The 24,175-nt window shown below is 35.5% G+C and carries 13 protein-coding genes; 7 read left to right on the forward strand and 6 right to left on the reverse strand.

What is annotated here, in order from left to right; all coding sequences use genetic code 11:
• The first annotated feature begins 21 nt into the window (after window positions 1–21).
• The 7 genes from CJ739_RS05110 (at window position 22) to CJ739_RS05140 (ending at window position 11,579) form a co-directional block, all read left to right on the forward strand.
• Window positions 22–2,652, forward strand: a complete 2,631-nt coding sequence (locus CJ739_RS05110; protein ID WP_117173073.1) for a glycoside hydrolase family 3 protein — start codon at window positions 22–24, stop codon at window positions 2,650–2,652.
• Window positions 2,653–2,659: 7 nt separating this feature from the next.
• Window positions 2,660–4,354, forward strand: coding sequence for a glycoside hydrolase family 28 protein (locus CJ739_RS05115; protein WP_117173075.1), 1,695 nt, complete (start codon window positions 2,660–2,662; stop codon window positions 4,352–4,354).
• Between the two features lie 3 nt (window positions 4,355–4,357).
• Window positions 4,358–5,266: an alpha/beta hydrolase gene (locus tag CJ739_RS05120; protein ID WP_117173077.1), complete on the forward strand. Its 909-nt coding sequence runs from the start codon at window positions 4,358–4,360 to the stop codon at window positions 5,264–5,266.
• A gap of 196 nt (window positions 5,267–5,462) precedes the next feature.
• Window positions 5,463–8,669, forward strand: a complete 3,207-nt coding sequence (locus CJ739_RS05125) for a glycosyl hydrolase family 95 catalytic domain-containing protein (RefSeq protein WP_117173079.1) — start codon at window positions 5,463–5,465, stop codon at window positions 8,667–8,669.
• A 4-nt stretch (window positions 8,670–8,673) separates the two neighbouring features.
• Window positions 8,674–9,657, forward strand: a complete 984-nt coding sequence (locus CJ739_RS05130; protein WP_117178747.1) for an alpha/beta hydrolase — start codon at window positions 8,674–8,676, stop codon at window positions 9,655–9,657.
• Window positions 9,658–9,762: 105 nt separating this feature from the next.
• The gene (locus CJ739_RS05135) at window positions 9,763–10,551 is read left to right on the forward strand and encodes a rhamnogalacturonan acetylesterase (RefSeq protein WP_117173081.1); all 789 of its coding nucleotides are present in this window, start codon (window positions 9,763–9,765) and stop codon (window positions 10,549–10,551) included.
• A 56-nt stretch (window positions 10,552–10,607) separates the two neighbouring features.
• Window positions 10,608–11,579 (forward strand): pectinesterase family protein, encoded by a 972-nt coding sequence (locus CJ739_RS05140; RefSeq protein ID WP_117173083.1) that lies wholly within the window; start codon window positions 10,608–10,610, stop codon window positions 11,577–11,579.
• An 85-nt stretch (window positions 11,580–11,664) separates the two neighbouring features.
• On the opposite strand, the gene pelA is transcribed toward CJ739_RS05140, so the two are convergent.
• From pelA to CJ739_RS05170, 6 genes are all read right to left on the reverse strand, one after another.
• Complete coding sequence (pelA, locus tag CJ739_RS05145) at window positions 11,665–13,290, reverse strand: pectate lyase (protein WP_117173085.1); 1,626 nt, start codon at window positions 13,288–13,290, stop codon at window positions 11,665–11,667.
• A 183-nt stretch (window positions 13,291–13,473) separates the two neighbouring features.
• Entirely contained in the window at window positions 13,474–15,627 is a 2,154-nt protein-coding gene (locus CJ739_RS05150) for a hypothetical protein (protein ID WP_117173087.1), read from the reverse strand.
• A 270-nt stretch (window positions 15,628–15,897) separates the two neighbouring features.
• Entirely contained in the window at window positions 15,898–17,526 is a 1,629-nt protein-coding gene (locus tag CJ739_RS05155) for a family 43 glycosylhydrolase (protein WP_117173089.1), read from the reverse strand.
• Between the two features lie 147 nt (window positions 17,527–17,673).
• Window positions 17,674–21,105, reverse strand: coding sequence for a DUF4450 domain-containing protein (locus CJ739_RS05160; RefSeq protein ID WP_117173091.1), 3,432 nt, complete (start codon window positions 21,103–21,105; stop codon window positions 17,674–17,676).
• Between the two features lie 17 nt (window positions 21,106–21,122).
• Window positions 21,123–22,421, reverse strand: coding sequence for a DUF4861 domain-containing protein (locus CJ739_RS05165; protein ID WP_117173093.1), 1,299 nt, complete (start codon window positions 22,419–22,421; stop codon window positions 21,123–21,125).
• A gap of 121 nt (window positions 22,422–22,542) precedes the next feature.
• Window positions 22,543–24,024, reverse strand: a complete 1,482-nt coding sequence (locus CJ739_RS05170; protein ID WP_117173095.1) for a glycoside hydrolase family 28 protein — start codon at window positions 24,022–24,024, stop codon at window positions 22,543–22,545.
• Between the last annotated feature and the right edge of the window lie 151 nt (window positions 24,025–24,175).

Genomic DNA, 24,175 nt, shown 5'->3' on the forward strand with positions numbered 1-24,175 from the left:
AAGCGACTCAATGGTAATCTTATGAAAAAATGGCATGTTTTTTTAGTTTTATTACTGGTATTAGAAATTAGCTACGGACAGAACACATTTCCTTTCCAAAATCCAGAATTATCTCAAGAAGAAAGAGCTAACGACTTAATTTCTCGATTAACTCTTGAAGAAAAAATCGAACAGCTAATGTCGGATGCTCCAGCCATTGATTGCTTAGGTATTCCTAAATATGACTGGTGGAATGAAGCATTACATGGTGTTGCAAGATCTGGTTATGCAACAGTTTTCCCTCAATCCATAACAATTGCCGCCTCTTGGAATACGGATTTGTTATATAATGTAGCATCCGTGATTTCAGATGAAGCAAGAGCGAAATATCACGAATATGTTAGGCGTGGTCAACATGATATTTATCAAGGACTTACTTTCTGGTCACCTAACATTAACATTTTCAGAGACCCAAGATGGGGAAGAGGTCATGAAACTTATGGTGAAGATCCCTATTTAACCAGCCAATTAGGTCTACAATTTGTGAATGGATTACAAGGAAATGATTCAACATACTTAAAAACTGTTGCCACAGCAAAACACTTCGCTGTACATTCGGGACCAGAAGCTTTGCGCCACGAGTTTAATGTATCAACAGATATGAAGGATTTTTGGGAAACCTATTTACCTGCATTTAGGACTTTAGTCAAGGATGGCCATGTATATTCTGTGATGACTGCCTACAATCGTGTAAATAATAAAGCAGCGAGCGCTAGTGACGAATTGTACGATATCTTAAGGAATAAATGGGGTTTTAAAGGATATGTTGTTTCAGATTGTGGAGCTATAGAGGATATTTGGAAAACACATAAATTGACCAACAATGCCGCCTCTGCTTCTGCCCTAGCCTTAAAAGCAGGCTGTGATTTAAATTGTGGGAGTTCATATGAGTTTTTAAGCGCCGCTATAAAAGAAGGTTTAATAAGTGAAAATGACTTGAATATTGCAGTTAAACGACTTTTTTTAGCTCGAATAAAACTAGGCATGTTCGATGGCAATCTAAAAACACCTTATTCAGAAATACCTTTTGCTGTTAATGATAATTCAGCCCACTCCTCTTTGGCCAGAAAAGCTGCCCAAGAAAGCATTGTATTATTAAAAAATAAAGAACAGCTTTTACCGCTTTCAAAAGATATAAAAACAATAGCCGTTATTGGTCCAAATGCAGATAATGTTGAGTCATTATGGGGCAATTACAGTGGAATTCCAAGTAAACCTGTTACTATTCTCCAAGGAATAAAAAACAAATTAAGTCCAGAAGTTGAGGTGCTATATTCAGAAGGCAGTACCTTAGCAGAGGGAATCCCTACTATGGAAGTTATTCCCTCAATTTATCTCCGCACTAATAACAATATTCAAGGACTAACAGGACAGTATTATAATAATGTAAATTGGGAAGGAAAACCTTTATTCGAAAGAATTGACGATAATATTTCTTTCCAATGGGATATTGATACACCTGATCCTCGCTTGAAGATGGGAAATTATTCTATCAAATGGACAGGATATTTATTACCACCAAAAACAGGCATCTATTCTTTCAGTGATTGGGGAAAACCATTCATGGAGTTTTCTATAGAAGGCATACAGGGAGGAGGAAAACATAAACATCATGCTTCTATAAACCCAAAAGAAGTTCAGCTTGAAGCAGGTAAAAAGTATAAAATTGAAGTAAAATATAAGAATTACTATGGTGATGCAACCGCAAAAATGTTGTGGGGCATACCAACAAACAACCAAAAAGAAAAAGCTGTAGAAATAGCAAAAAAGGCAGATGTTATAATCTTAGCCTTAGGTTTGAATGAGCGACTTGAAGGTGAAGAAATGAGTATAAAAGTTGATGGATTCGAAAGAGGAGATCGCACAAAACTAGATTTGCCTAAAACGCAAGAAGATCTTATGAAAGCCATAGCTGCAACAGGCAAACCGGTTGTGTTAGTTTTGGTTAATGGTGGCGCTTTAGCCATTAATTGGGCGTCAGATAACTTGTCAGCAATAGTATCTGCAGGTTATCCTGGGCAGCAAGGTGGAAATGCTATTGCGGATGTATTGTTTGGTGATTATAATCCTGCAGGAAGATTACCCATTACCTATTATAAATCCATTGATCAATTACCTCCTTTTGAAGATTATAATATGAAAGGAAGAACTTATCGCTATTTCGATCAAGAACCATTATTCCCATTTGGATTTGGGTTAAGTTACACCAAATTTGCTTACACTAATTTCAAAATGCCATCTAAAATAGAAATTAATAAACCTATAGAAGTTTCTGTAACAGTCTCTAATATTGGTGATTTTGATGGAGATGAAGTCGTTGAACTATATCTTAAAGATGAAAAAGCTACCACACCTAGACCAAAGCATCAATTAATTGGTTTTAAAAGAGTTAATATTAAAAAGGCCGAACAAAAGGAAGTCAAATTTACTATTTTGCCAAGACAACTTTCCATGATTAATAATAAAAATGAATTGGTAATAGAACCTGGTTGGTTCACGGTTTCCGTGGGAGGTGGGCAACCAAATTTAATAGAGGAAAATCGAGCAATCTCAACCGAATGTATTTCTAAACGTATAAAGGTAATAGGTAAAACTAGCCTTATAGAATTTTAAAAAACTTATGAAAACGAAACAATCTCAGTCACTTTTAGCACTTTTCATCTTTACAATCACATGTCATATTAGTGCCCAAAAAACAGTTCAAATTAATGAGCAAAATATTTATGAAAATATTGAGTTCAACATGCCCAAAGTAAACACCACCAGTTTTCCAGACTATCAAGTTAGTATTACAGACTTTGGAGGCATAACGGGTGGAATCGTTAAAAATACCGATGCCTTTGCAAAAGCAATTAATGATGTATCAACTAAAGGTGGCGGTAAAGTTATAGTACCTCGTGGTGTTTGGCTTACGGGTCCTATTTCTTTTAAAAGCAATATAAATCTTCATTTAGAAGATGGCGCTTTAATTGTTTTTAGTGATGATTTTGATGATTACCCCTTGGTAAAAACCAGTTTTGAAGGTTTAAACACCGTAAGATGTGTATCTCCAATAAATGCTAACAACGTTGAAAACATTGCCATAACCGGCAATGGTATTATCGATGGCAGTGGCGATGCATGGCGACCTGTAAAAGTTAGTAAAATGACCGATGGCCAATGGAAAAAACTGGTAAATTCTGGCGGCGTGCTTTCTAAAGACAAAAAAATATGGTTTCCATCAGAAGGCTCTAAAAAAGGTTATGAAAGTAGTACCAATTTCAACGTACCCGATTTAATAAATGAAGCCGAATTACAATCGGTAAAAGATTTTCTACGTCCAGTAATGGTAAGCATCGTAAACAGTAAACGCATCCTTTTAGATGGTCCTACATTTCAAAATTCACCAGCATGGAATATTCATCCATTAATGTGTGAAGATCTTATTATACGAAATCTTAAGGTTAGAAATCCTTGGTATTCTCAAAATGGCGATGGCCTGGATTTGGAATCCTGTAAAAATGCACTGGTTTACAATAACACGTTTGATGTTGGTGATGATGCGATTTGCTTTAAATCTGGTAAAGATAAAGATGGTAGAGACCGTGGCATACCTACTGAGAATGTCATCGTAAAAAACAACATCGTTTATCATGCCCATGGAGGCTTTGTTATTGGAAGTGAAATGTCTGGTGGCGTTAAAAATATACATATTTCGAACTGCACATTTATTGGTACCGATGTGGGTTTGCGTTTTAAAAGCACCAGAGGAAGAGGCGGTATTGTTGAGAACATTTATATTTCTAATATAGACATGATACATATTCCAACGGAAGCTATCCGTTTCAATTTATACTATTCAGGTAAATCACCTGTTTTAGAAGAAGGAGAAGCATCTGATAATAAAATACAAGAAGAGAAACTGGTTGAAGTCACCGAGGAAACCCCTTCGTTTAGAAATATCTTTATGAAAAATATTCATGTAGCAGATTCTGAAACAGCTATATTTTTTATGGGATTACCAGAAATGAACCTAAAAAATATTTCTATTGAAGATTCTTTTTTTGAAACTAAAAAAGGCATTACAGCTATTGATGCCGATGGTATTACCCTAAAAAATGTTAAAATAAAAGCTTCAGATGATTTTGCCCTAACCGTATATAATAGCAAAAACATTAAAGCCAGTAATTTTAACTTCAAAGGAAGTAAATCTGCTATCAAAGTTTTAGGTTCGAAAACCAGCAATGTTCAGTTTGATAAAAAAGATATTTCAAATGAAAAGGAACAAATCCAACAAGGCATGGGATTAAACAAAAACGCTATAAAAATTAAATAATAGATGACAAAAAAAGCACTGATAGTGTTTAGCTTCTTTTTTTCCCTGACACTTTCTGCACAAGATATTATCCCTTTGTGGCCAAAAGGAAAAATGCCTAACTCTAAAGGCATGAACCTAGAGCATATTGAAGAACGCGAACGCATCACTCAGGTTTCAGAACCTAAAATGCTAGGTTTCTTTCCTCCTAAAGAAGAACAAAACGGCAGTAGCGTTTTAATAATGCCTTCGGGTGGCTATGCAAAACTAACTTACAATTTAGGCGGTATTCAATTAGCAAAATGGTTTAATACGCAAGGCATTACAGCATTTGTTCTTATTTACCGTTTGCCTAATTCACCAGACTTGTTAGTTAGTGAAAACGGTCCTATACAAGATGCCCAACGTGCCTTAAAACTAATACGCCATCATGCCGATACATGGCACCTAGATATAAATAAAGTAGGTCTTTTTGGAGCTTCGGCGGGTGGACATTTAGCTTCTACTATAGCAACCCATAAAACGGATGTTTCAAAAATCAATGATGCCGTTGACCACCAAATATTTACCCCAAATTTCATGATTTTAGTATCTCCTGTAATTAGTTTAGGCGAATACACACATAAAGGCAGTCTTAAGAATCTTTTAGGGGATCATGCCACTTCAGAAACTATTCATGAATACTCAAATGAATTTCATGTTACTGAAAATACGCCACCAACAATTTTATTTCATGCACAAAATGACCCTGCTGTAAATGTTATGAACAGCCTTTTGTTTTATAAGGAAATGATAAAGCATGATGTTAAAGGGTCACTTCATATTTTCCCAAAAGGGGAACATAACATTGGGATCTATAATGCATCTTCTTTAACTGACGAATGGAAAAATTTATGCTCAAAATGGTTAAAAGAAATAGAAATAACAAAATGAACCATCCATATTAAAAACACTTTTAACACACAGAGGCATGATTATGGATGTAACATCTGACGGAAGAGTTATGAGTTAAGAGTTAAGTCTAACCAAGGTAAAGATTAACAATTAACCGATAACCAGAATTAAGAATTAAAGAACCCTTAGAACCAGCATGAGTCCCCTTCGGGGTTAGGGAGCTAAATATAAATAGATGAAAAACAGTTTAAAAAATTACAAAATCTTATTCTTTTTAATCTTAACTACCGCCTATTCCAAGGCACAAAATAATAATTTACTATGGTATGAACATGCTGCAAGTAATTGGAATGAAGCTTTACCTATAGGAAACGGTCGTATTGGAGGCATGCTTTTTGGAGGCACTGAACATGATAAAATTCAGTTAAATGAAGAAACCGTTTGGGCTGGTGAACCTGGAAACAATATTCAAAAAGATTATTACCAAGACATTCAAAAGATTAGGGAATTGCTATTTAGTGGCAAACATGAAGAAGCTCAAAAAATGGCTCTTGAGGTATTTCCTAAGGATACTCCAAAAAACACCAATTATGGTGTGCCCTATCAAACTGTTGGGAACTTAAATCTGCATTTTCCTAATCATAACAATCCATCCGATTATAGAAGGGAATTAAATATTGAAAATGCGATTTCAACGGTTAGCTATACCAAAAATGGTATTCACTACAAACGTGAATACTTTGTGTCTTTTCCGGATCAAGTTATGGTGATTCATCTTACGGCCGATAAACCTAAAAGTTTGAGTTTTGAAATTTCAATGGATAGTCCACAGATAAACCATACTATCTCGACAAAAAAAGGATGGATTCAATTAAGTGGCACAGGTGGTGACCATGAGAACAAAAAAGGAAAAATCAATTTCACTACCTTGGTTTACCCTAAATTAATTGGCGGAAAACTTTCCAAAAATAACCAAACCATCTCTATTAAAAATGCCGACGACGTTATTTTGTTTGTAAGCATTGGGACCAACTTTAAAAACTATAAAGATTTAAGCCATTCAGCTGATAAAATTGCCAAAGAATTTCTTCAAAAAAGCAGTTCTAAACCTTTTAATGATTTAAAAACGGCTCATGTAAAAGATTACCAATTCTTATTTAACCGAGTCTCTTTAGATTTAGGAAAAAATCTTTATAACGATTCACCTACCAATAAACGTTTAGAGAGCTTTGTAACTACCGAAGACTTATCGTTAGTATCGCTTTACTTTCAATTTGGACGCTATTTACTTATTTCGAGCTCAAGACCAGGTGGGCAACCAGCCAACTTACAAGGTATTTGGAACGATAAATTGTCACCACCTTGGGATAGCAAATACACGGTAAACATCAATACAGAGATGAATTATTGGCCTGCTGAAGTTACTAACCTATCTGAACTTCATCAACCACTATTTTCTATGTTAGTTGCTTTATCTGAAACAGGTAAACTAAGTGCTCAAAACATGTATCATGCACGTGGTTGGAACATACATCATAATACCGACATTTGGCGCATTGCAGGCATTGTTGATGGTGGTTTTTACGGACTTTGGCCTATGGGCGGTGCTTGGTTAAGTCAGCATTTGTGGCAACATTATTTGTTTACAGGCGATAAAGCCTTTTTAAATAAATACTACCCCATTTTAAAAACTACTGCACAATTTTATGCAGATGTACTTCAAGAAGAACCTAAAAACAAATGGTTAGTTGTGGCACCTTCAATGTCGCCAGAAAACAAATATAAAGGAAGTGTTGGTGTTACTTACGGAACCACTATGGACAACCAATTGGTCTTTGATGTGTTTAGCAATTTTATTAATGCATCTAACATATTAGAAATAGATGCAGAATTCGCAGACTCTGTTGAAACATTGAAGAAAAGATTACCACCTATGCAAATAGGCAAGCACAACCAATTACAGGAATGGATCGAAGACTGGGATAAAACAGATGACAAACACCGTCATGTTTCACATCTTTATGGCTTGTATCCATCGGCACAAATTTCGCCTTTTAAAAACCCTGATTTATTTAAAGCCGCAGAACAAACCCTCGAATATAGAGGTGATGTTTCAACAGGTTGGTCTATGGGTTGGAAAGTTAATTTTTGGGCACGAATGCTTAACGGAAATAGAGCGTATAAGCTAATTAAAACACAGCTAACTTTAGTAGAAGATGGCACAGAATCGGGTGGCACGTATCCAAATTTATTCGATGCACATCCTCCTTTTCAAATTGATGGCAACTTTGGTTGTACTGCTGGCATTGCCGAAATGCTCATACAATCGCATGATGAAGCCTTACAATTATTACCAGCATTACCAGACACTTGGAAAGAAGGTTCGGTAAAAGGCTTAAAAGCCAGAGGTGGTTTTGAAGTTGATTTGGATTGGTCCGAAAACAAGCTAAAAACCTTTAAAATAAAGTCTGATTTAGGTGGAAATTTAAGAATTAGAACTACCGAAATATTATTGGATAAAAATGGAAAGGAACTCACTAAAGCTTCTGGGAAAAATAGGAATCCGCTTTACCAAACTCCTCAAATAAAAGACCCTTTGATTTCTAAAGAAGCGCAGGTAGAAGCTTTAAATCTTCCAAAATATAACCTTTATGATATTGAAACGCAAAAGGGAGATGTTTATGAATTTAAAGCCATAGAACAAAAAACCACCACCATCTATTTAATTGGTGATTCCACCATGGCCGATTACACAGGCGATTACGATCCCGAAAAAGATTATATGAAAACCAGGTATCCTGTGACTGGCTGGGGGCAAGTGTTTCAACCCTTTTTAGTTTCTGATAGTTTAAACAAAGTAAAAAATCTTATCAAAACCGATAGTGTTTTAGTTGATGACCGTGCCAGAGGCGGACGCAGTACACGCACCTTTTTTCAAGAAGGCAGATGGCGTTCTGTTTATGAAAACCTTAAAAAAGATGATATGGTGATCATGCAATTCGGTCATAATGATGCGGCAAAAGAGAAAACAGAACGTTATGTTGATATTGAAGGCTACAAAGAGTTTTTGAGACTATTTGTTAGCCAAACCAGAGAAAAAGGAGCTATCCCCATTATTTTAACACCTGTAGCCAGAAACTACCCTTGGAAAGATGGTGTTTTATATGACGTACATGGTGATTATGACCAAGCTCCTAAAGACGTAGCAGCCGAATTACAAGTGAGGCTTATAGATTTAAACAAAAAATCACGAGACTTCTTTACCAAAAAAGGACAAGATTTTGTTACCGATAACTACTTTATGAATCTACCTAAAGGCAAGTACGAAGCATACCCTAAAGGGCAAAAAGACAACACACATTTTCAACCAAAAGGAGCTACCGAAGTTGCAAGACTTGTATTTGAGGGATTGCAAGAGTTAAGCAGTGAAATTAAAAAATAAATCAATGACTGTAAACGTAAAAATCACATCAATATGTTTGCTAATAGCAAGTTTAGCTTTTTCACAAAAAAAAGAAGATTACAAACCATATACCATAGAAAGTGCGTTTACAAGCTTAAAAAAACAGTATCCAAGCATTACTCCTATTAAACCACTGGACTCTAAAACTATTACGTTTAAAGAAAATATAACCTATAAAAAGACTAAAGAAACTAATTTAAAATTAGACGCTTATTTACCAAAAGAAAAAGGGAAAAAAACGTATCCAACCGTACTTTTAATTCATGGTGGTGGTTGGCTAACGGGTAGTAAAGAAAACCAACGCATTATGGCGCAACATCTTGCCTCAAAAGGCTATGTTGCCATTACAGCCTCTTACCGCTTAGGGTTTGAAGCGGTATATCCAGCAGGCGTGATAGACTTAAAAGATGCTATCAGATGGATGCGAAAACATTCAAAAAAGTATCATATCAATCCAGATAAAATAGCAGTATTAGGTGCTTCGGCAGGTGCACAATTAGCCGGATTATTAGCCGTAACTCCAAACGCATCTTTGTATAAACCAGATTCAAAAATATCTGATGCTGTACAAGCGTATGTAAATGTAGATGGTATTGTATCATTTATTCACCCAGAAGCTGCTGCAGAATCAAAAAGCGGTAAAGCATCTATGGCTGGTATTTGGCTTGATGGTGAAAAAGAAGAAAATTTCAAAAATTGGAAAGAGGCTTCACCATTAGAGTATGTTGGAAAACATACACCGCCCACTCTTTTTATAAATAGTGCACAACCACGTTTTCATGCAGGTCGTGATGATATGATTGACATTTTAAATAAATACGACATTTATAGCGAAGTGCATACCATTCCAGATAGTCCACATTCTTTTTGGATGGCAAATCCTTGGTTTGAAACAACCCTTAATTATACCGTTAACTTTTTAGATAAAGTATTAAAAGATGAAACATCCTTGCTAAAATACGATTAACACGGAGAAGCATGGTTATGGATGTAACATCTGACGGATAAATAGAGGAAAGATGATAGAAGAGGTGCTTTGCAACTCATAACCTTATAACCTCAACATAAACAGATGAAAAATAAAAATTTTTACAATCAAAAAAACATCGCCTTTTACTTAGCAATTATGCTATATAGTACGTTTGCATTTTCGCAAAACCAAAAAACTAAAATTTATCTGGTTGGCGACTCCACCATGTGTTTGTATGACGACAGTAGATTTCCACAAGCGGGGTGGGGCATGCCTTTTGCTAATTTTTTCGATGCTACTACAGTAGAAATTGAAAACCATGCCAAAGGTGGCAGAAGTACAAAATCGTTTCTTGATGAAAACCGTTGGCAACCTATTGTTGATTCGCTTAAAGCGGGCGATTACGTGCTAATTCAATTTGGACACAACGATTCTGCTAATTCTAAAAGTCATCCAAACCGTTATGCATCACCTGAAGATTACAAAAAATACATGGGTAAGTACATTACTGAAACAAGAGAGAAAAATGCAAAAATAATTTTAATAACCCCTGTTACCCAAAGAAAATATAATGCAAACGGCGCATTAATAAAATCACATGAAGCATATTGCGATGCTGTTCTTGAATTAGGCGTAGAATACCATGTACCTGTGATTGATCTTAATACCAAAAGCCATGAATTGGTTGAACAAATGGGTGAAAAATTTTCCAGAAATCTTTATATGGTTTTTGAACCCAATGAACTACCTCGTTTCCCTGATGGTTTTAATGACAATACCCATTTTAATGAATTTGGAGCAAGAAAAATAGCTGAAATTGTGCTTAGGGACATTAGAGCCCAAAAATTAGAATTGGCTAATTATATCGTTAAACCCAAAAGCTCCAAATAAAACATCAAAAATGAACTACCACTAGGAAGAAAGTTAATACCTAAACCTTAAATTTCATGAAGAAAATAGCATCATTAAAATTCATAATACTTCTTCTTTTTGCTTCTCAATCAATTTTAGCTCAAACCTCAAATTCTGACAAGTATAAATACAATTTTGTAGTAGCCAAAGACGGCAGTGGTGATTACAAATACATTCAAGATGCGATTGATGCCATGCGGGTATTTCCTTTGGCTCCCATTACTTTGTACATTAAAAATGGGGTTTATACAGAAAAAATTGAACTCTCTGAAAACAATACCGATGTTACTTTTATAGGAGAAAGCACCGATAAAACCATTATAACGTTTAATGATTATTCAGGTAGAGGGAAGCACATAGGCACATTCAATTCATATACAGTTAAGATATCGGGAAACAGATTCAAAGCTGAAAATATAACCTTTGAAAATTCGGCTGGTACTGTTGGACAGGCATTGGCTTTGTATGTTGATGCAGATAAAGCTGTATTTAAAAACTGTAAATTTCTTGGAAATCAAGACACCATTTATTTAGGAGGTGAATATTCAAGACAACTTTTTGAAAACTGCTATATTGAAGGCACCACCGACTTTATTTTTGGCCCTTCAACTGCCGTTTTTAAAGACTGTACCATCCATTGCAAATCCAATTCATATATCACAGCTCCTAACACCACAAAAGGTAAAGACTTTGGTTTTGTATTTCTTGACTGTAAAATTACTGCAGATGAAACTGTAAACAAACTCTATTTAGGAAGACCTTGGCGCTATTGGGCTAAATCTGTATTTGTAAGATGTGATTTACCCAAACAAATTGCTCCTGAAGGTTGGCATAACTGGGGTAATGTTGAAAATGAAAAAACAGCCTTTTTTGCCGAATATAAATGTACAGGTGAGGGTTTTAATCCAACAGAAAGAGTCAAGTGGTCACATCAATTAAGTGATAAAGATGCTAAGAAATATACTTTAGAAACTATTTTTCACTCTTGCTATCCTTGGAAGCTTTAGAATAAAGAAAACAAAAACTGCTTTCAAAACAAAAAAGGTACTTATAAACATAAGTACCTTTTTTTTTGACTAACTCAAATACTTATTAAATACCATGTTTGGTTTTCCAACTACTATACTCAGAGCCTATTAAACTGGCTGGCCAATTGCCGTACCATGCATAACCATTTCTTCTTTCATGTGATATTTCGGCAATGGTTTTTCTTGGACCACCCCCCTCGGCATCTGCAACTCTACTACAGAAAAATGGCTCATTAGGCTCAAATGTATTAAATAATGCCTGATATGTATGACCTGTATAATCATCTAAAGTGTAAAACCTTGCCCACATCACATTTCCTGGAGATTCTACCAATACTTTATCACTACCTGTATCTTGTAATTTATAGCCAACTATTTTAACCGATTCAAACCAAGCAACTGCTTTATTAACGGCATCAATTACCTCAGATGATGGATTGTCCAAAGTCATTAATAAACGTACTATACCAACAGATTCAGAACCGCTATTTGAAGCCAATTCATAATCCCTTGCATCTGCTGGTAATAAAGTTATAGCATTATGTTGAGCACACCATGCCGTTTTTGCACCGTTAATAGTAACTTGAGTGTCCAAAATAACTTGAATACCTTTATCAAATGCTGTTTGTGCTTTAGCTACATAGCTTGCATCTATTAAATCCATGTTATTTCTCTTCAAAAAGATATCCCTCATTAAGTTCATAACATTTCCCATAGCATTATCATTATAGGTAATATGACGGCTATAGTTATTTCTTAACGGGTAATATTGAGGCCAACCACCATTATCATATTGTGCTTCAAGAACCCAATCAATTCCTCTCATGGCTGCCGCTAAATAATCAGGGTTTTGGGTCGCTTTATAAGCACTCATTAAAGATCTAATTTCTGTTATTGTATGGCCATTATCTGTAGTTGTATCTGTATTATTTTTTTCATTATTAGCCTTTGTTATTTCAGAAGATGTTTGCACACGATCATACCCAGAAAAATCATTGTGAGGTTCTTTTGGCCATCCACCATTGCTACGTTGCCATAACAACATATTTTCAGCTTTTAAAGTAGTCGCATAAACGGGCGTTACACCAGATATGTTTATTTGAAGTTGGCCTACCTTCCCACTACCATCGGTAGCTGTTGCTGTTACTGTTATTGTCCCATTAAGTTTAGGAGTTAACAATCCAGTATTCGATATGGAAGCATATAGTGCATCTGAAACTGCCCAAGTAACTGCTTTGTTATTGGCATTAGCAGGTAAAACCTCTACAGATAATTGTTGGGGTTGTCCATCAGTTATATCTGTTCCGGTAATAGAAATACTTTCAACAAAAACCGGTGGCCCTGTTACGCCAGATATTGTAATGACTTTTTCTGCTGAAATTCCAGACGCATCATTTGCTGTTGCTGTTACCGTTACCGTTCCGTTATCCATAGGTGTTAAAAGTCCAGAACTTGAGATAACCGCTACAGATTCATCCGACACACTCCAAGTGACTGTTCTATCAGTAGCATTACTTGGAAGTACTGCAACAGAGAACTGTTTAGCATTTCCATCGGTAATATTACTCCCATTAACTACAATATTGTTAACAAGAATGTTTTTTGAGGTTTCATCAGCAGGGTCATCACTACTACATCCATATAGTCCCAATAAAAAAACCAACACTATTAATCCTTTAATTTTTTTCATACAATTTTTTTTACTTCATTTTAAATTCAACCTCACAGCACAAGGGTAATCGATTGCACAATATTATACAAATTTATTTATTTACAAAAATTATTTCGTTAAAAAACAGAATTGCTTTAATTAATTAACATAAAAAGTAAGATAATAACACTTTATCTACTATAAAATAAATTGCGCGGCTTTTTAAGGCATGGGTTTTAGCCCTTCCCATTTCACATCCCATTTACCATCTTTAGGAAACCCTGGATTTTCAATAGTATTGCCATCGTAACCTGCACACATAAGTGCCACAGCAGAAAGAATGCCTCCATTACCTGGCAGATACAATGTAAGTCTTGGTGTTTGGTAATTATGCCCGCTTGGTAAATAGGTATTGGTTATTTCATCCCTTAAAAGTGCTTTTACAGCATCTTCTGGTCGATTAAGTCGTGTGGCCGTCATGGCCTCTAATGGGAAATCCCAACCCCATGTATGGTTCCAAGTCCAAACCTCATCAACAATATCAAACGTTTTGTTCATGACTGAAACATCAACAAAATTATTATGTGGCAACATACTCATAGCTCCTAAAACCGCTGGATGGTCTATGGTGTGCTCACTTGTTGGTGAATACGAGTTAGGCACACTTTCTGCCGCTAGATACACACCATCTTTTTGTGCCATTGGCGATAGTTTATCTATAATTTTTTGCCATTCAGCTTCTGGTTGTAACCCCAATCGTTCACGCCATTGTTGTGCTACTTGTAATGCCCATTTCCAATAAGCCAATTCGAAAGGCGGATTATATGTTTCTAATTTATCAAAACATTCTTGCGCTGGAATAACACCTTTCCCTAAAATATATCGGTCGTTTTCAGCATCATAATTTGGATAAGATGCCATAAAATCAGCAGTTGAAAAAATGAGTTTTTGATACTTTTCTAAATGCTCTTTTGATGGATTATTACGATAAATTAACTCCGCTAGATAGATAACATGTGGTTGCTGCCAAATTAAAAACGACCCGACGTTCGATGGGGCTTCATCGGCATTATGATCGGTCATTTTTTGCCAACGCACACCTTTATAGCCTTGTCTTTCGGCTATTAGTTTTGCTTTATCATACGCATCAAAATACCAACCCATACTGCTTTCTAATAAATCGGTTCGTCCCCACAAAGGATAATGTGCACTGTGCCACCAATACATTTCCATATGTGGTTTACCATACCAACTATTATAAGTCAACCCTGTTTCTTGAACTGGATAATTGCCTGCACATTGCGAACGTGTTAAATATTGTGACAACACGACACGTCTTTCTATTTCAAAAGCTCTAGGGTCTGTGCATTCTGAAAAATCGACCGCTGCACCCGATTGCCAAAATTTTTCCCAAGCGTTTATACTATTGGTCTCAACTGTATTAAAAGCAATCACGTCATTATTATTAGCTTGTGAAAAGACTACAGCAATTTCAAAACTGTCTGCTGTATTGGGTTGGATGGTAAAATAATGCTCCTCAACTTTTGTTACGGAAGCTTCTGTGTTTAAACTAGCTTTTACAAAATAGCGGTCATTATCTAAAGTTCTGTTGAAAACAAATGCTTTTCCTGTTTGTTTATTGACGGTTGTTTGGTGCAATTCACTACTCGTATAGTTAACACCTCTATCATCAAACTGATTGGTTGGATATGGAAATCTGAATTTTAATTTGATACGATTTTCCTTTAATAATGGTGATTCTACTTTTGCCGCAATGGCATCCTTGTTAGCATCACCATAAGTTATTACTTTTACAGGAACACTCTCAACAGTAAAGTTACTTTCAATTTTACCTGTCCAAAGGTTTAATTCTTGATTGATGTCTTTTATATCTTCTGGTTTAGCAACAGTTCCATCAATCTTAATAATTTCTAACCCAACATTTCCTAACTGAAGACGGTGCGGATTTGCCCGAAAATAATCGGCAGCATCATTTCTTCTTTTATCTTCTCTATTCTGAATAGCATACAAACTATGGTCGTTCCCATTAAAATTATAGGCTTTTAATGTTTCTTTAAACTCATAATTTTCTGGATTTGGAGACGTATGCCACCCCCATTCGGATTGGGTTCCTAAGGGTACTCCTTTTTCATAAAATTCGGGAAACGATTGTAGCCCAGTAACATCGACCGTAAAAGCAAACTTCCCGTTGCCAACATTTAAAGATCCAAGTGTATCAATTGCTGAAATTTTCACATGATGCCTTGTTACGACTGCTTTTCTATCAATTTTTTCTGGTTCAGAATCTTTCTCTTTACAAGTAAAAAGACTTGTAAAAAGTAATATTAAAAATATAAGGACGTTTGATTTTTTCATTATTAAACAGCGTTAATTAGTTATATATTATTTACGATTTTAAAAAATTTACTCATGTTGCCAATCATTGAAGTGTTTTAGACTATTTTAACCCGTTGGGTGTAATTGCTTTATCAATACTAATTTTTATATAAATTGTCACATTGAGCTTGTCGAAATGCATCTTCTAGTGTCTTCGACAGGCTCAGACTGACACTTAAGTACTAAATTGACTTTAAATTATAATCAAAATTCGTTATAAATTAAATTTTATTAATTTCACCCAACGGATTATTTTGTGCTCTTAACAAAGGCAACATCATCAATCTGGCATGCAGCATTCGCAATTCCTTCAACCATAAAACCAATGTCAACTTTTCCATTCGACACATATATATCATCTATTTCTATAGGTGTCCATGACGTATTTTGTTCAATGACATTTAAAAACTTTATCTGGCCTCCACTTTCCGCATACATGTTCAGTTTACTAAATCCATTCGTGTTCTTAATTTTAGCTGATAGTTTATAAGACCCTTCTTCCAATTTTACAAACGGACTGGATTCAATCGTTTGGTAAATTTTCCTTTTAAACTTGATAACATCAGAAATATTCAAGCTTTTTTCGCCTATAACATGTTTTCTGTCTTCTTCCGTATTAAAATAGTTTAGAACAGGAGATTCATCAGAGCCAACCACGATGACATTCCCTTCATATATTTTTGTAAACCACCCCTTCAACTGCTCTTGTATTGGTTTTACTGGACTTGGAACATGTCTACGATCCGCTTCGAAACTCCCGTTTTTAACATAGTTATTATCAGCTGCCACATCCCAATTTCCTGTAGAGATATCAAAATTCCACGAATGTAATGAATTGAAGTAAGGCACATCAGCCTCGAAAGTTATTGGGCACCATTGGTTGTAACCTAAACCATTTCCTGCAAAATTCGCCCATCTATCTCCACAATAGATAACTAACTCTTGGTTATTTGTTTTAAGTGTGGTAAAAAAACCTGTTTGTGTAACATGGGCATAGTCATCCATAGAACCAGGTGTGATTAGCATTTTATTTTCCGGTAAATAAGGCCCTCTAATATCATCAGCCACAAGATAATAGGCATAAGACGAATCCCAACCATACAGGTTTGATGCAAACAGGTAATATTTGCCTTTATATTTAAACATACAGTTTCCTTCTCGACCAGCCCCTTTAAAAACTTGTGTGCAATCCAATAGATTTACCATGCCATCTTTAACACCAATTTCAGAGATATAAATTTTATGACGCCCTTTTCCGTAAGAGTAAACAAGATATGAAATACCCGTGTCTTCATCTGTAAAAACCGTTTGGTCACCCGTGTTTGAAGTGCCAATCATACTTTCCATACTTATTCTTTGATGCCACTTAAATGGTCCTGTTGGACTGTCTGAAACTGTTATTAAAACCTCATTATTGTGTTGAATAAACATAGCATATTTTTTCAACTCGCTTATATAGGCAACCCCTAATCGTCCCATCCACCCTGTACGACTGAAATTTTGATCAACTTCTTCTTTGGTTAGAACAGGTTTTTCAGATTCCCAGTTTACTAAATCTGTGGAAGTATAACAAGTTACAGACACAAAATTAGCATGAGGTTGTGTTATAGACGGATCGTTTCGATAAAGTTCTGCTTCTTTATAATGAACACCATACCAGTAGTATTTTTCAAGATTTGTATTAGAATCTACAAATTTAAAAATCCCTCCGCCCTGACTATAGATAGGCTCTCCGCTTTTAGTATCCCAAAACCTGTCATTTTTAATATTTAGCGTTTGAGACGTTAAAATAACTATTGGACAAAATGATAACAATATCGTTAATAATAAGGTTTGCTTAGAATGAAGGTTTGTTCCTTTTGGTTTAATATGGTTCATAATATATTATTTTAACAGTTAAGAATCTTATTTTTACGCTTGCTTTTGTTTTACCTCACCCATAACTGCCTTTTCGGGCAGTTCTGACCTCTCCAAAGGAGAGGTGAATGGGAACCCCAAGGCAGAGCCTTCGGGGTATTATTTAGACTAATTTCTTACTAATGTGACACTCATCAATCCAATGACCACTTCATTAGCAACCGCTTTTAATTGGATATTTTTCAAGGTTTTGTTTGGGTTTAACGGCAAATCCAATATGGTAGCTGCTCCACCATTTATACCAAAGTCCGTAAATCCTTTCATAGGTTCAAAATCTTTAAAATCTCTGGTAATGACTCCCGATTTTAAATATACTCTTGGTGGTTTTGGTGCATCGGTTGTAAATGCTAAACCATCAATAAAATAATCTTGCTCTATGGGCCACCAATTTTCAGGATTTTTTAATTCTAAGGCATCCATCGTTCCATCCGTATAAGTAACCTCAACGACACCATTAACAAATCTGCTTTGCATAGGATTTGTGGTTCCAGCCATCATGAAATAGGCATGAGAGGCTTTTCCAAAAAGTGGGATTTCAATTGATTTTGGAAAATTATCCCATTGCGATACAAAAGCAATATTATTTTTATCTGTGCTAGATGGTGTGGCAAAAGGAATATTTTGTGGTGTTATAATGGTGTTGTTCTTACCTGCTTTTTCTCTTAACCCAGAATCCACAATGATTGGTTTTATGTAAGGATAGCACCAATTACCAATACCTTGTGTCGGTAGCTGCAAGGTTGGGGATGTGGGTCGCGGACTTAAATACTTTTCTTCAAAAATATTGGTTACTTTACTGTTGAAAATAGTTTCTAAGGAAATCTTTTCAAACGTGGTGTTTGAAGGCCATTTTTCATCCCAATTCTGGAATTTTTCAAATTTATTTTCTTCAGGTTTTACATTTAAATGAATGGGTTGCCACCAAAATAGGTCGTTTTGTTTCAATTGAACAAAAAAGGTTTTGTTACCTTCTTTGGCTTTTATAGTAAAATTTACTTGACGTACTTGTTTATCAATATTTGAAATAGCTGATTGTGGGTCATAAACTTTAATAATTTCGGCTTTTGAAGTTTTAAATTGAAGTTTTTTGTTTTGATACCCTTCAAACTCAAACTTGGGTTGTTCAAGCTTTTCTTCTTTTAACTTTATTTCGATGGCATAGTGCTTTTGATATGGGCTTTCAACAACAACCTTTGGGTTACCAATGGCCGTTTCATCAAATTTCCATGAAACGTTTTCGCCATTTATTTTAATGTATTCAATCCCTTCATTTAAAACATCTAAAGAAAAATGAAGTGCCATTTCCTTTTCAAATCTAGAATTGATTATATATTTTAACATGTTTTCTTTTTCCGCGAAAGCGATAGAAATATCGGGAATATCCAATGAAGCCTCCTTCCAATCTTTAGGGAATCCTGGTTTTATAACCAAGGTATTTTCAATAGCGTTAGGCTGAATACCAAACAAACCTTCTACCAAACTGCGGGCAGCCATACCTATAGGGTCGGCAAAATCTCGGTACAAATCGCCACGAATGGCATCGTAATACGATAACTGCTGAAATCCGCCTGGTGAAGCCCCCAAGTACATGCTTTCGACCAAAGCGCTTTCCCATAATTTAAAGGCTTCTTCACTTCTACCTCCTTGCCAATATGCCAAAGCGGTATGCAAATTTTCGGCTAATGCTACGTTGTTAACAGACCACGTATAGGGTTGCCAATTGGTAGTGGAAATTAATGCCAAATTAATTTGTGGTAAGCCTTCTGCTTTTACGGGAATATGTGGAATCTCAGTATCTATATATCGTAATGATTGATAGGATTGAAACGTGTTTCCAACCTGTTCGTCTAAAGCGTGATAGATGGTCCAAATCCCTGGATTATCGTGCACTAATTGGTTTCCTAATAAATCTTTATACTCAGCAAAAACACCTTTTTCCGCAACCCATAATTTAGTCTCTATAGCCGATTTGATTTGTTTGGCTTCATCTAAATAAGGCTTTGGGTTTTCATTTAATAAAGTGGCAATACTTGCCGCTAACAGATTACAACTATAATTATAGGCCGATGCATAAGTAACACCGCCACCACTATATTGTAATGCATCGCTTGCCCAGATGGTTGCATAGGCATCGTAAAGTCCGTCGTTATCGGCATCAAAATTCCTTTTTTCCCAAGCGATGTGACGTTTTACAACCGGCCACATCTTTTGCATAAATTCTAAATCGCCTGTCCATTGATAACCCCGAAGCAATTGGTTTATAAACACAGAGTTCATATCATAATGATGGGCAATGGTATTGTTATTAGGGCGTCGACTAATATACCCACGACTAAACATGGCGGTGCCCAAAACCTCTTTTTGTCTGGCAAAGTTTCGGGAACTATCTAAAACAACAGGACCCATTTCTGGTTCTAATACTTGAGAATTGCCATAACTTTCAAAATGGGCTTTGGCTCTATCGTGCCAACCTAAAGGGTTTGCCACATACGCACCACGCCAGGCGTTTAAATGCATACGCCAAGCGATGGCACCGTGCAAATAAGCTGGAGATTCCCAAATAGCATCACCAGCTACCGCTAATGCGCCGCCTAAGGTATTGATATAAGCATCGGGCGTTTTTAAGGTCACCCTAGAACGCAATTGTTTTACTTTTTGTAAAGCTTGGTTGAATTCATTTTCTATTTGAATCTGACTTATAGCGTTTACAGCATCATTGCTTTCTAATTTCCAAAGTAGTTTGTCTTTAGAATTTAAATTGATTTTACCAATAACTACGGGTAAGGTCTTTACTTTGGATTGAAATAATTCTATTGGATTTTTTTCAGGATTGACCTCAACAAGTTTTGTTTCCGACTTTGGAAAATAGCCTATGATATTTCTATTATTTCCTGTTTTTTGTTTGTTATTTTCTGAACCAAAATACAACACAAAGCCATCCTTTTGAAGTGTATATTGGTTATTCACACAATATTCTGGTTGCAAATAAAATACAGATTCCGGATCGGCACCAACATCACCATCACGACTAAATTTTTTACCACTTGCCCCACCATATACCCAAATTAATTCGATATTTTCAGGAATATTTTCGGTTTCAACCTTTAAAATCATTGCTTCATTTTCGGCATGGGCAACAACTTGTATTTTAATCACCCCATTTTGAAGTAGCGAGTCTCTAATTTCATAAAGCATCGTTCCCGGAATATACGTTGTATGAATAGAGTCGCTTTCCGTAAGCCACTTACTAATCGTTTTTGTAACAATGCCCAATTTAAAATTTCCGCCCATACCAGGCATATAAAGTGCGAATTCCGGCAAATCGCCAGTTTCCACTCTAAATCCAGTATGGGTTCCGTATAAGGCACGATTAAATTTTCTTGAGCCGTTTTTTAAAATGAAACTTTCGCCTTCAGGCGCGTAATGAATTTTTCTTATTTCAGTATTTGAAGTAGTTATTTCCTGTGCAGCGACTTGCCATGTTGCTCCAATAAAAAAAAATAGACCAATGGATTTTATAAAATTCTTCAATAAATTCATTTAATGCTTTAATCGGTTTAGTTTGAGGTTCCTATTTCAATTTTTATTTCCGCAGATAATTGATTCGTTAATTGTTTTAAATACGTTTCAAAATAAGTTTTATCTATAAAATTAGCGTCACTAAGCTCCCAACAACCAACAGCATAATAACTTATTGGTTCGTTATCTGTAATTTTAAGCTTCGCTAAAAAGGTGTTGGTTAAATTTCCTGTTTCTGGTGCTTCGGTGTAACCTACATAGCTGTCTTTTGGAAGAATTAATGCCATACCAAGCCACCAACCTTTATCATAAGTTTGTTTATCGTGCGTGTATAGCACAATAAATTTTTCGTTTTCATCAATAACAGATAATGGATTGTCGTTATGAATGTTTACCAAGCCTACTGCTAAATTTTCATCACCTTGAAGTCCTGAAACTGCCACGGTATTTTTGTAGCCATACATGCCAGGCCAAATGGTTGTTTTTTCTTTAACAGCATAGGTTCTATTATTGTTTGGTTTCCAGTTTTGGTAATCATAAATTAAAACCGATTTTACAGCACCTTCGGCTTCTATTTTAAATGTGGTTTTTTCAATATTATTAATAGAATCGTTAACCGTAACGCCCAAACGCATTAATTCGTTATTGGAGATTAATGCATATCCACCTAATCCCACTGAATTTCCAACAGCTAAAATATCACGCCCCCAAGATTCCATCACATGGTAATTGTCTTCTACTTCTCCTTTCGAGTTTATACCAACCGTTTCGGGAGATATGTCGCTTATTTTTTTACCAAAAAGGTCTTTGGCATTTCTGCCGTCCAAATAATGTCTAAAGCCTACTTTATCGTTTTCCCATGAAGGCCCATCGGTTTGATAGCGTTGATAGCCCAAACTTTTTGGTAATTCATTTGAAGTTAAAACCTCCTCTGTTGCTGGCTTTACAGGACTATCAATAGCTGAGCGCTTTCCGAAACGGGCGCTAGTCCTTACCACATAATTAGGTTGTGTACTAACCCATTTTAGTTGCATTGTTTTTTTTTCATTTGAAGAAAAATTAGCAACAAAAAACAGTTCGTCCCAATGACCATCCCCATCTGTATCGTTCAATTGCGATGGAATGGTATCTGTTCCCGAAACTAGTAAAGGATATGTATTATTACTATCTGTAATTTTGAGTTGGTTTCTTTTTATTGAAACAGCTTTATCTGTTAACTTTATACCAGAACCGTTTGTTAACGCTATAGGTGTTTGCTCTTGTTTTTCTGTTTTGCATGATGCTAAGAATCCCGTAACAATTATTATGACTAAGCTTCTATTTATTAGTTTTTTCATCTGATTATATTTATTGTTTTTTAATGGTCAGATGGTGTATCCATAATCATGTTTCTTTGTGTTAAAGCTGTCTTTAGCATGGATGGTTCATCACTTTTACTTTAATATGTTAACCTAATTATTATTCTGATTGATATATTGATTCTGGAAAATCAATTTCAGTTGTGTTTTCTAAAGATACTTTAGAACCATCTTTTGCAGATATTTTTACATTATTAAGTTTCCAATGGGCACTATAACTTATTTGTCCTGCTTTTTCTGCTTCAATATACACATTATTTAACGTAATATTGCTAATTATGGAACGCGCTATTCCATTAACATTGATAGCAGTTTTGGCACCTTTTATATGAATATTGTTGAGGCTGATATTTCTAAATGTTGGAATTCCTTTTGATTCCGGTTCCACCTTTTGAAGCATTTTTTTCCAATGTTCTGGAATGGAATCTTTATTAAATCCGTCAGGCAATTTTGAGTAACTGTAATTAGGGTTCCAGTTCATCCCTACTTGCATAAAAGTACCCACCTTTTCCATGGTGATGTTTTCCATATAAATATCTTCAACCGTACCTCCTCTATTGGTTGCCGATTTAATATTCAATCCGTTTTTAGTACCTAAACCTTGAATGTTGGAAACGTAAACATGACGAATACTTCCCGATGTTTCGCTTCCCAAAGTAAACAACCCTGCACCTTGTCTTGCTATACAGTCTTTTATCACCACATACTCGGTTGGTTTGTTAACCCGTTGCCCGTCCCAATCCCTGCCTGCTTTCAAGCAAAAATTATCGTCGTTACAATCTATATCACAATTTTGCACCAATATCCATTTAGATGAATCGATATCTATACCATCGGTACTTGGTCCGTGGCCGCCAATATTATTCTTGATCTTTAAACCATCAACTGTAATATATTCTGAATACAGTACTTGAACCGTCCAGAAACCAGCACGTTGCACATTTAAATCTTTAACAAAAACATTCTTTGAATTGGAAACCAAAATAGTTCGTGGGCGTTTGGCGTCATAATCTACTATCCAACGTAATCCTCTGGGTTCGTAATCGTTTCTTCTTAAATCCCAATAATAATCCCAAAACACCTTACCTTGCCCATCAATAATACCTTCACCTTCAATAATCACATTCTTTTGGTCAATAATATTTATTAAAGCTGCAGGCCATACCATTTCAATACCTGCTACACGGGTATCGATTTCTTTATAGTCTTTAATGCTTTCACTCCCCTTAATTTTTACATCTTTTGGCACTAAAAACTTAATCCCTTCTTTTATAAAAACAGAACCCGTTAGATATTCTCCTGGATTAAACGTCACTGTACCTCCACCATTTTTTGCACAGGCATCAATGGTTTTTTGAATGGCCTCCGTATTTAATGTTTTACCATCGTTAATGGCGCCAAAATCGTTTACGAAATAAGTTTTATTGCTAATACTAAATGTGTTTGCTCCTACTTTATCTACCCAATCTGGCTTAAATGAATTATTTAATACCGCTTTTTTTTCATCGGGCGTCACATATTGTTTGCACGACAGCATTGAAAAAATAATTATTAGAACAGAAAACCATTCGACTCTTTTCATCTGTTTATTTTTATTGGTTTTTAATTGTCAGATGCAACACCCTTAACAATCATCCTCGTGTGTGAATGCAATTCCCATGGGTGTTTCATATATAAATTTATAATAATGAAAGGTAAATTTATGATAATGAAAAAGAGAACGTATCCTGTAC

Source organism: Mariniflexile sp. TRM1-10 (assembly GCF_003425985.1).
Classification (GTDB): Bacteria; Bacteroidota; Bacteroidia; order Flavobacteriales; family Flavobacteriaceae; genus Mariniflexile.

Bases quoted from the DNA above. Each gene is read 5' to 3' on its own strand.
- CJ739_RS05110 (WP_117173073.1), top strand. From the start codon at position 22: ATGAAAAAATGGCATGTTTTTTTAGTTTTATTACTGGTATTAGAAATT.
- CJ739_RS05115 (WP_117173075.1), top strand. From the start codon at position 2,660: ATGAAAACGAAACAATCTCAGTCACTTTTAGCACTTTTCATCTTTACA.
- CJ739_RS05120 (WP_117173077.1), top strand. From the start codon at position 4,358: ATGACAAAAAAAGCACTGATAGTGTTTAGCTTCTTTTTTTCCCTGACA.
- CJ739_RS05125 (WP_117173079.1), top strand. From the start codon at position 5,463: ATGAAAAACAGTTTAAAAAATTACAAAATCTTATTCTTTTTAATCTTA.
- CJ739_RS05130 (WP_117178747.1), top strand. From the start codon at position 8,674: ATGACTGTAAACGTAAAAATCACATCAATATGTTTGCTAATAGCAAGT.
- CJ739_RS05135 (WP_117173081.1), top strand. From the start codon at position 9,763: ATGAAAAATAAAAATTTTTACAATCAAAAAAACATCGCCTTTTACTTA.
- CJ739_RS05140 (WP_117173083.1), top strand. From the start codon at position 10,608: ATGAAGAAAATAGCATCATTAAAATTCATAATACTTCTTCTTTTTGCT.
- pelA (WP_117173085.1), bottom strand. From the start codon at position 13,290: ATGAAAAAAATTAAAGGATTAATAGTGTTGGTTTTTTTATTGGGACTA.
- CJ739_RS05150 (WP_117173087.1), bottom strand. From the start codon at position 15,627: ATGAAAAAATCAAACGTCCTTATATTTTTAATATTACTTTTTACAAGT.
- CJ739_RS05155 (WP_117173089.1), bottom strand. From the start codon at position 17,526: ATGAACCATATTAAACCAAAAGGAACAAACCTTCATTCTAAGCAAACC.
- CJ739_RS05160 (WP_117173091.1), bottom strand. From the start codon at position 21,105: ATGAATTTATTGAAGAATTTTATAAAATCCATTGGTCTATTTTTTTTT.
- CJ739_RS05165 (WP_117173093.1), bottom strand. From the start codon at position 22,421: ATGAAAAAACTAATAAATAGAAGCTTAGTCATAATAATTGTTACGGGA.
- CJ739_RS05170 (WP_117173095.1), bottom strand. From the start codon at position 24,024: ATGAAAAGAGTCGAATGGTTTTCTGTTCTAATAATTATTTTTTCAATG.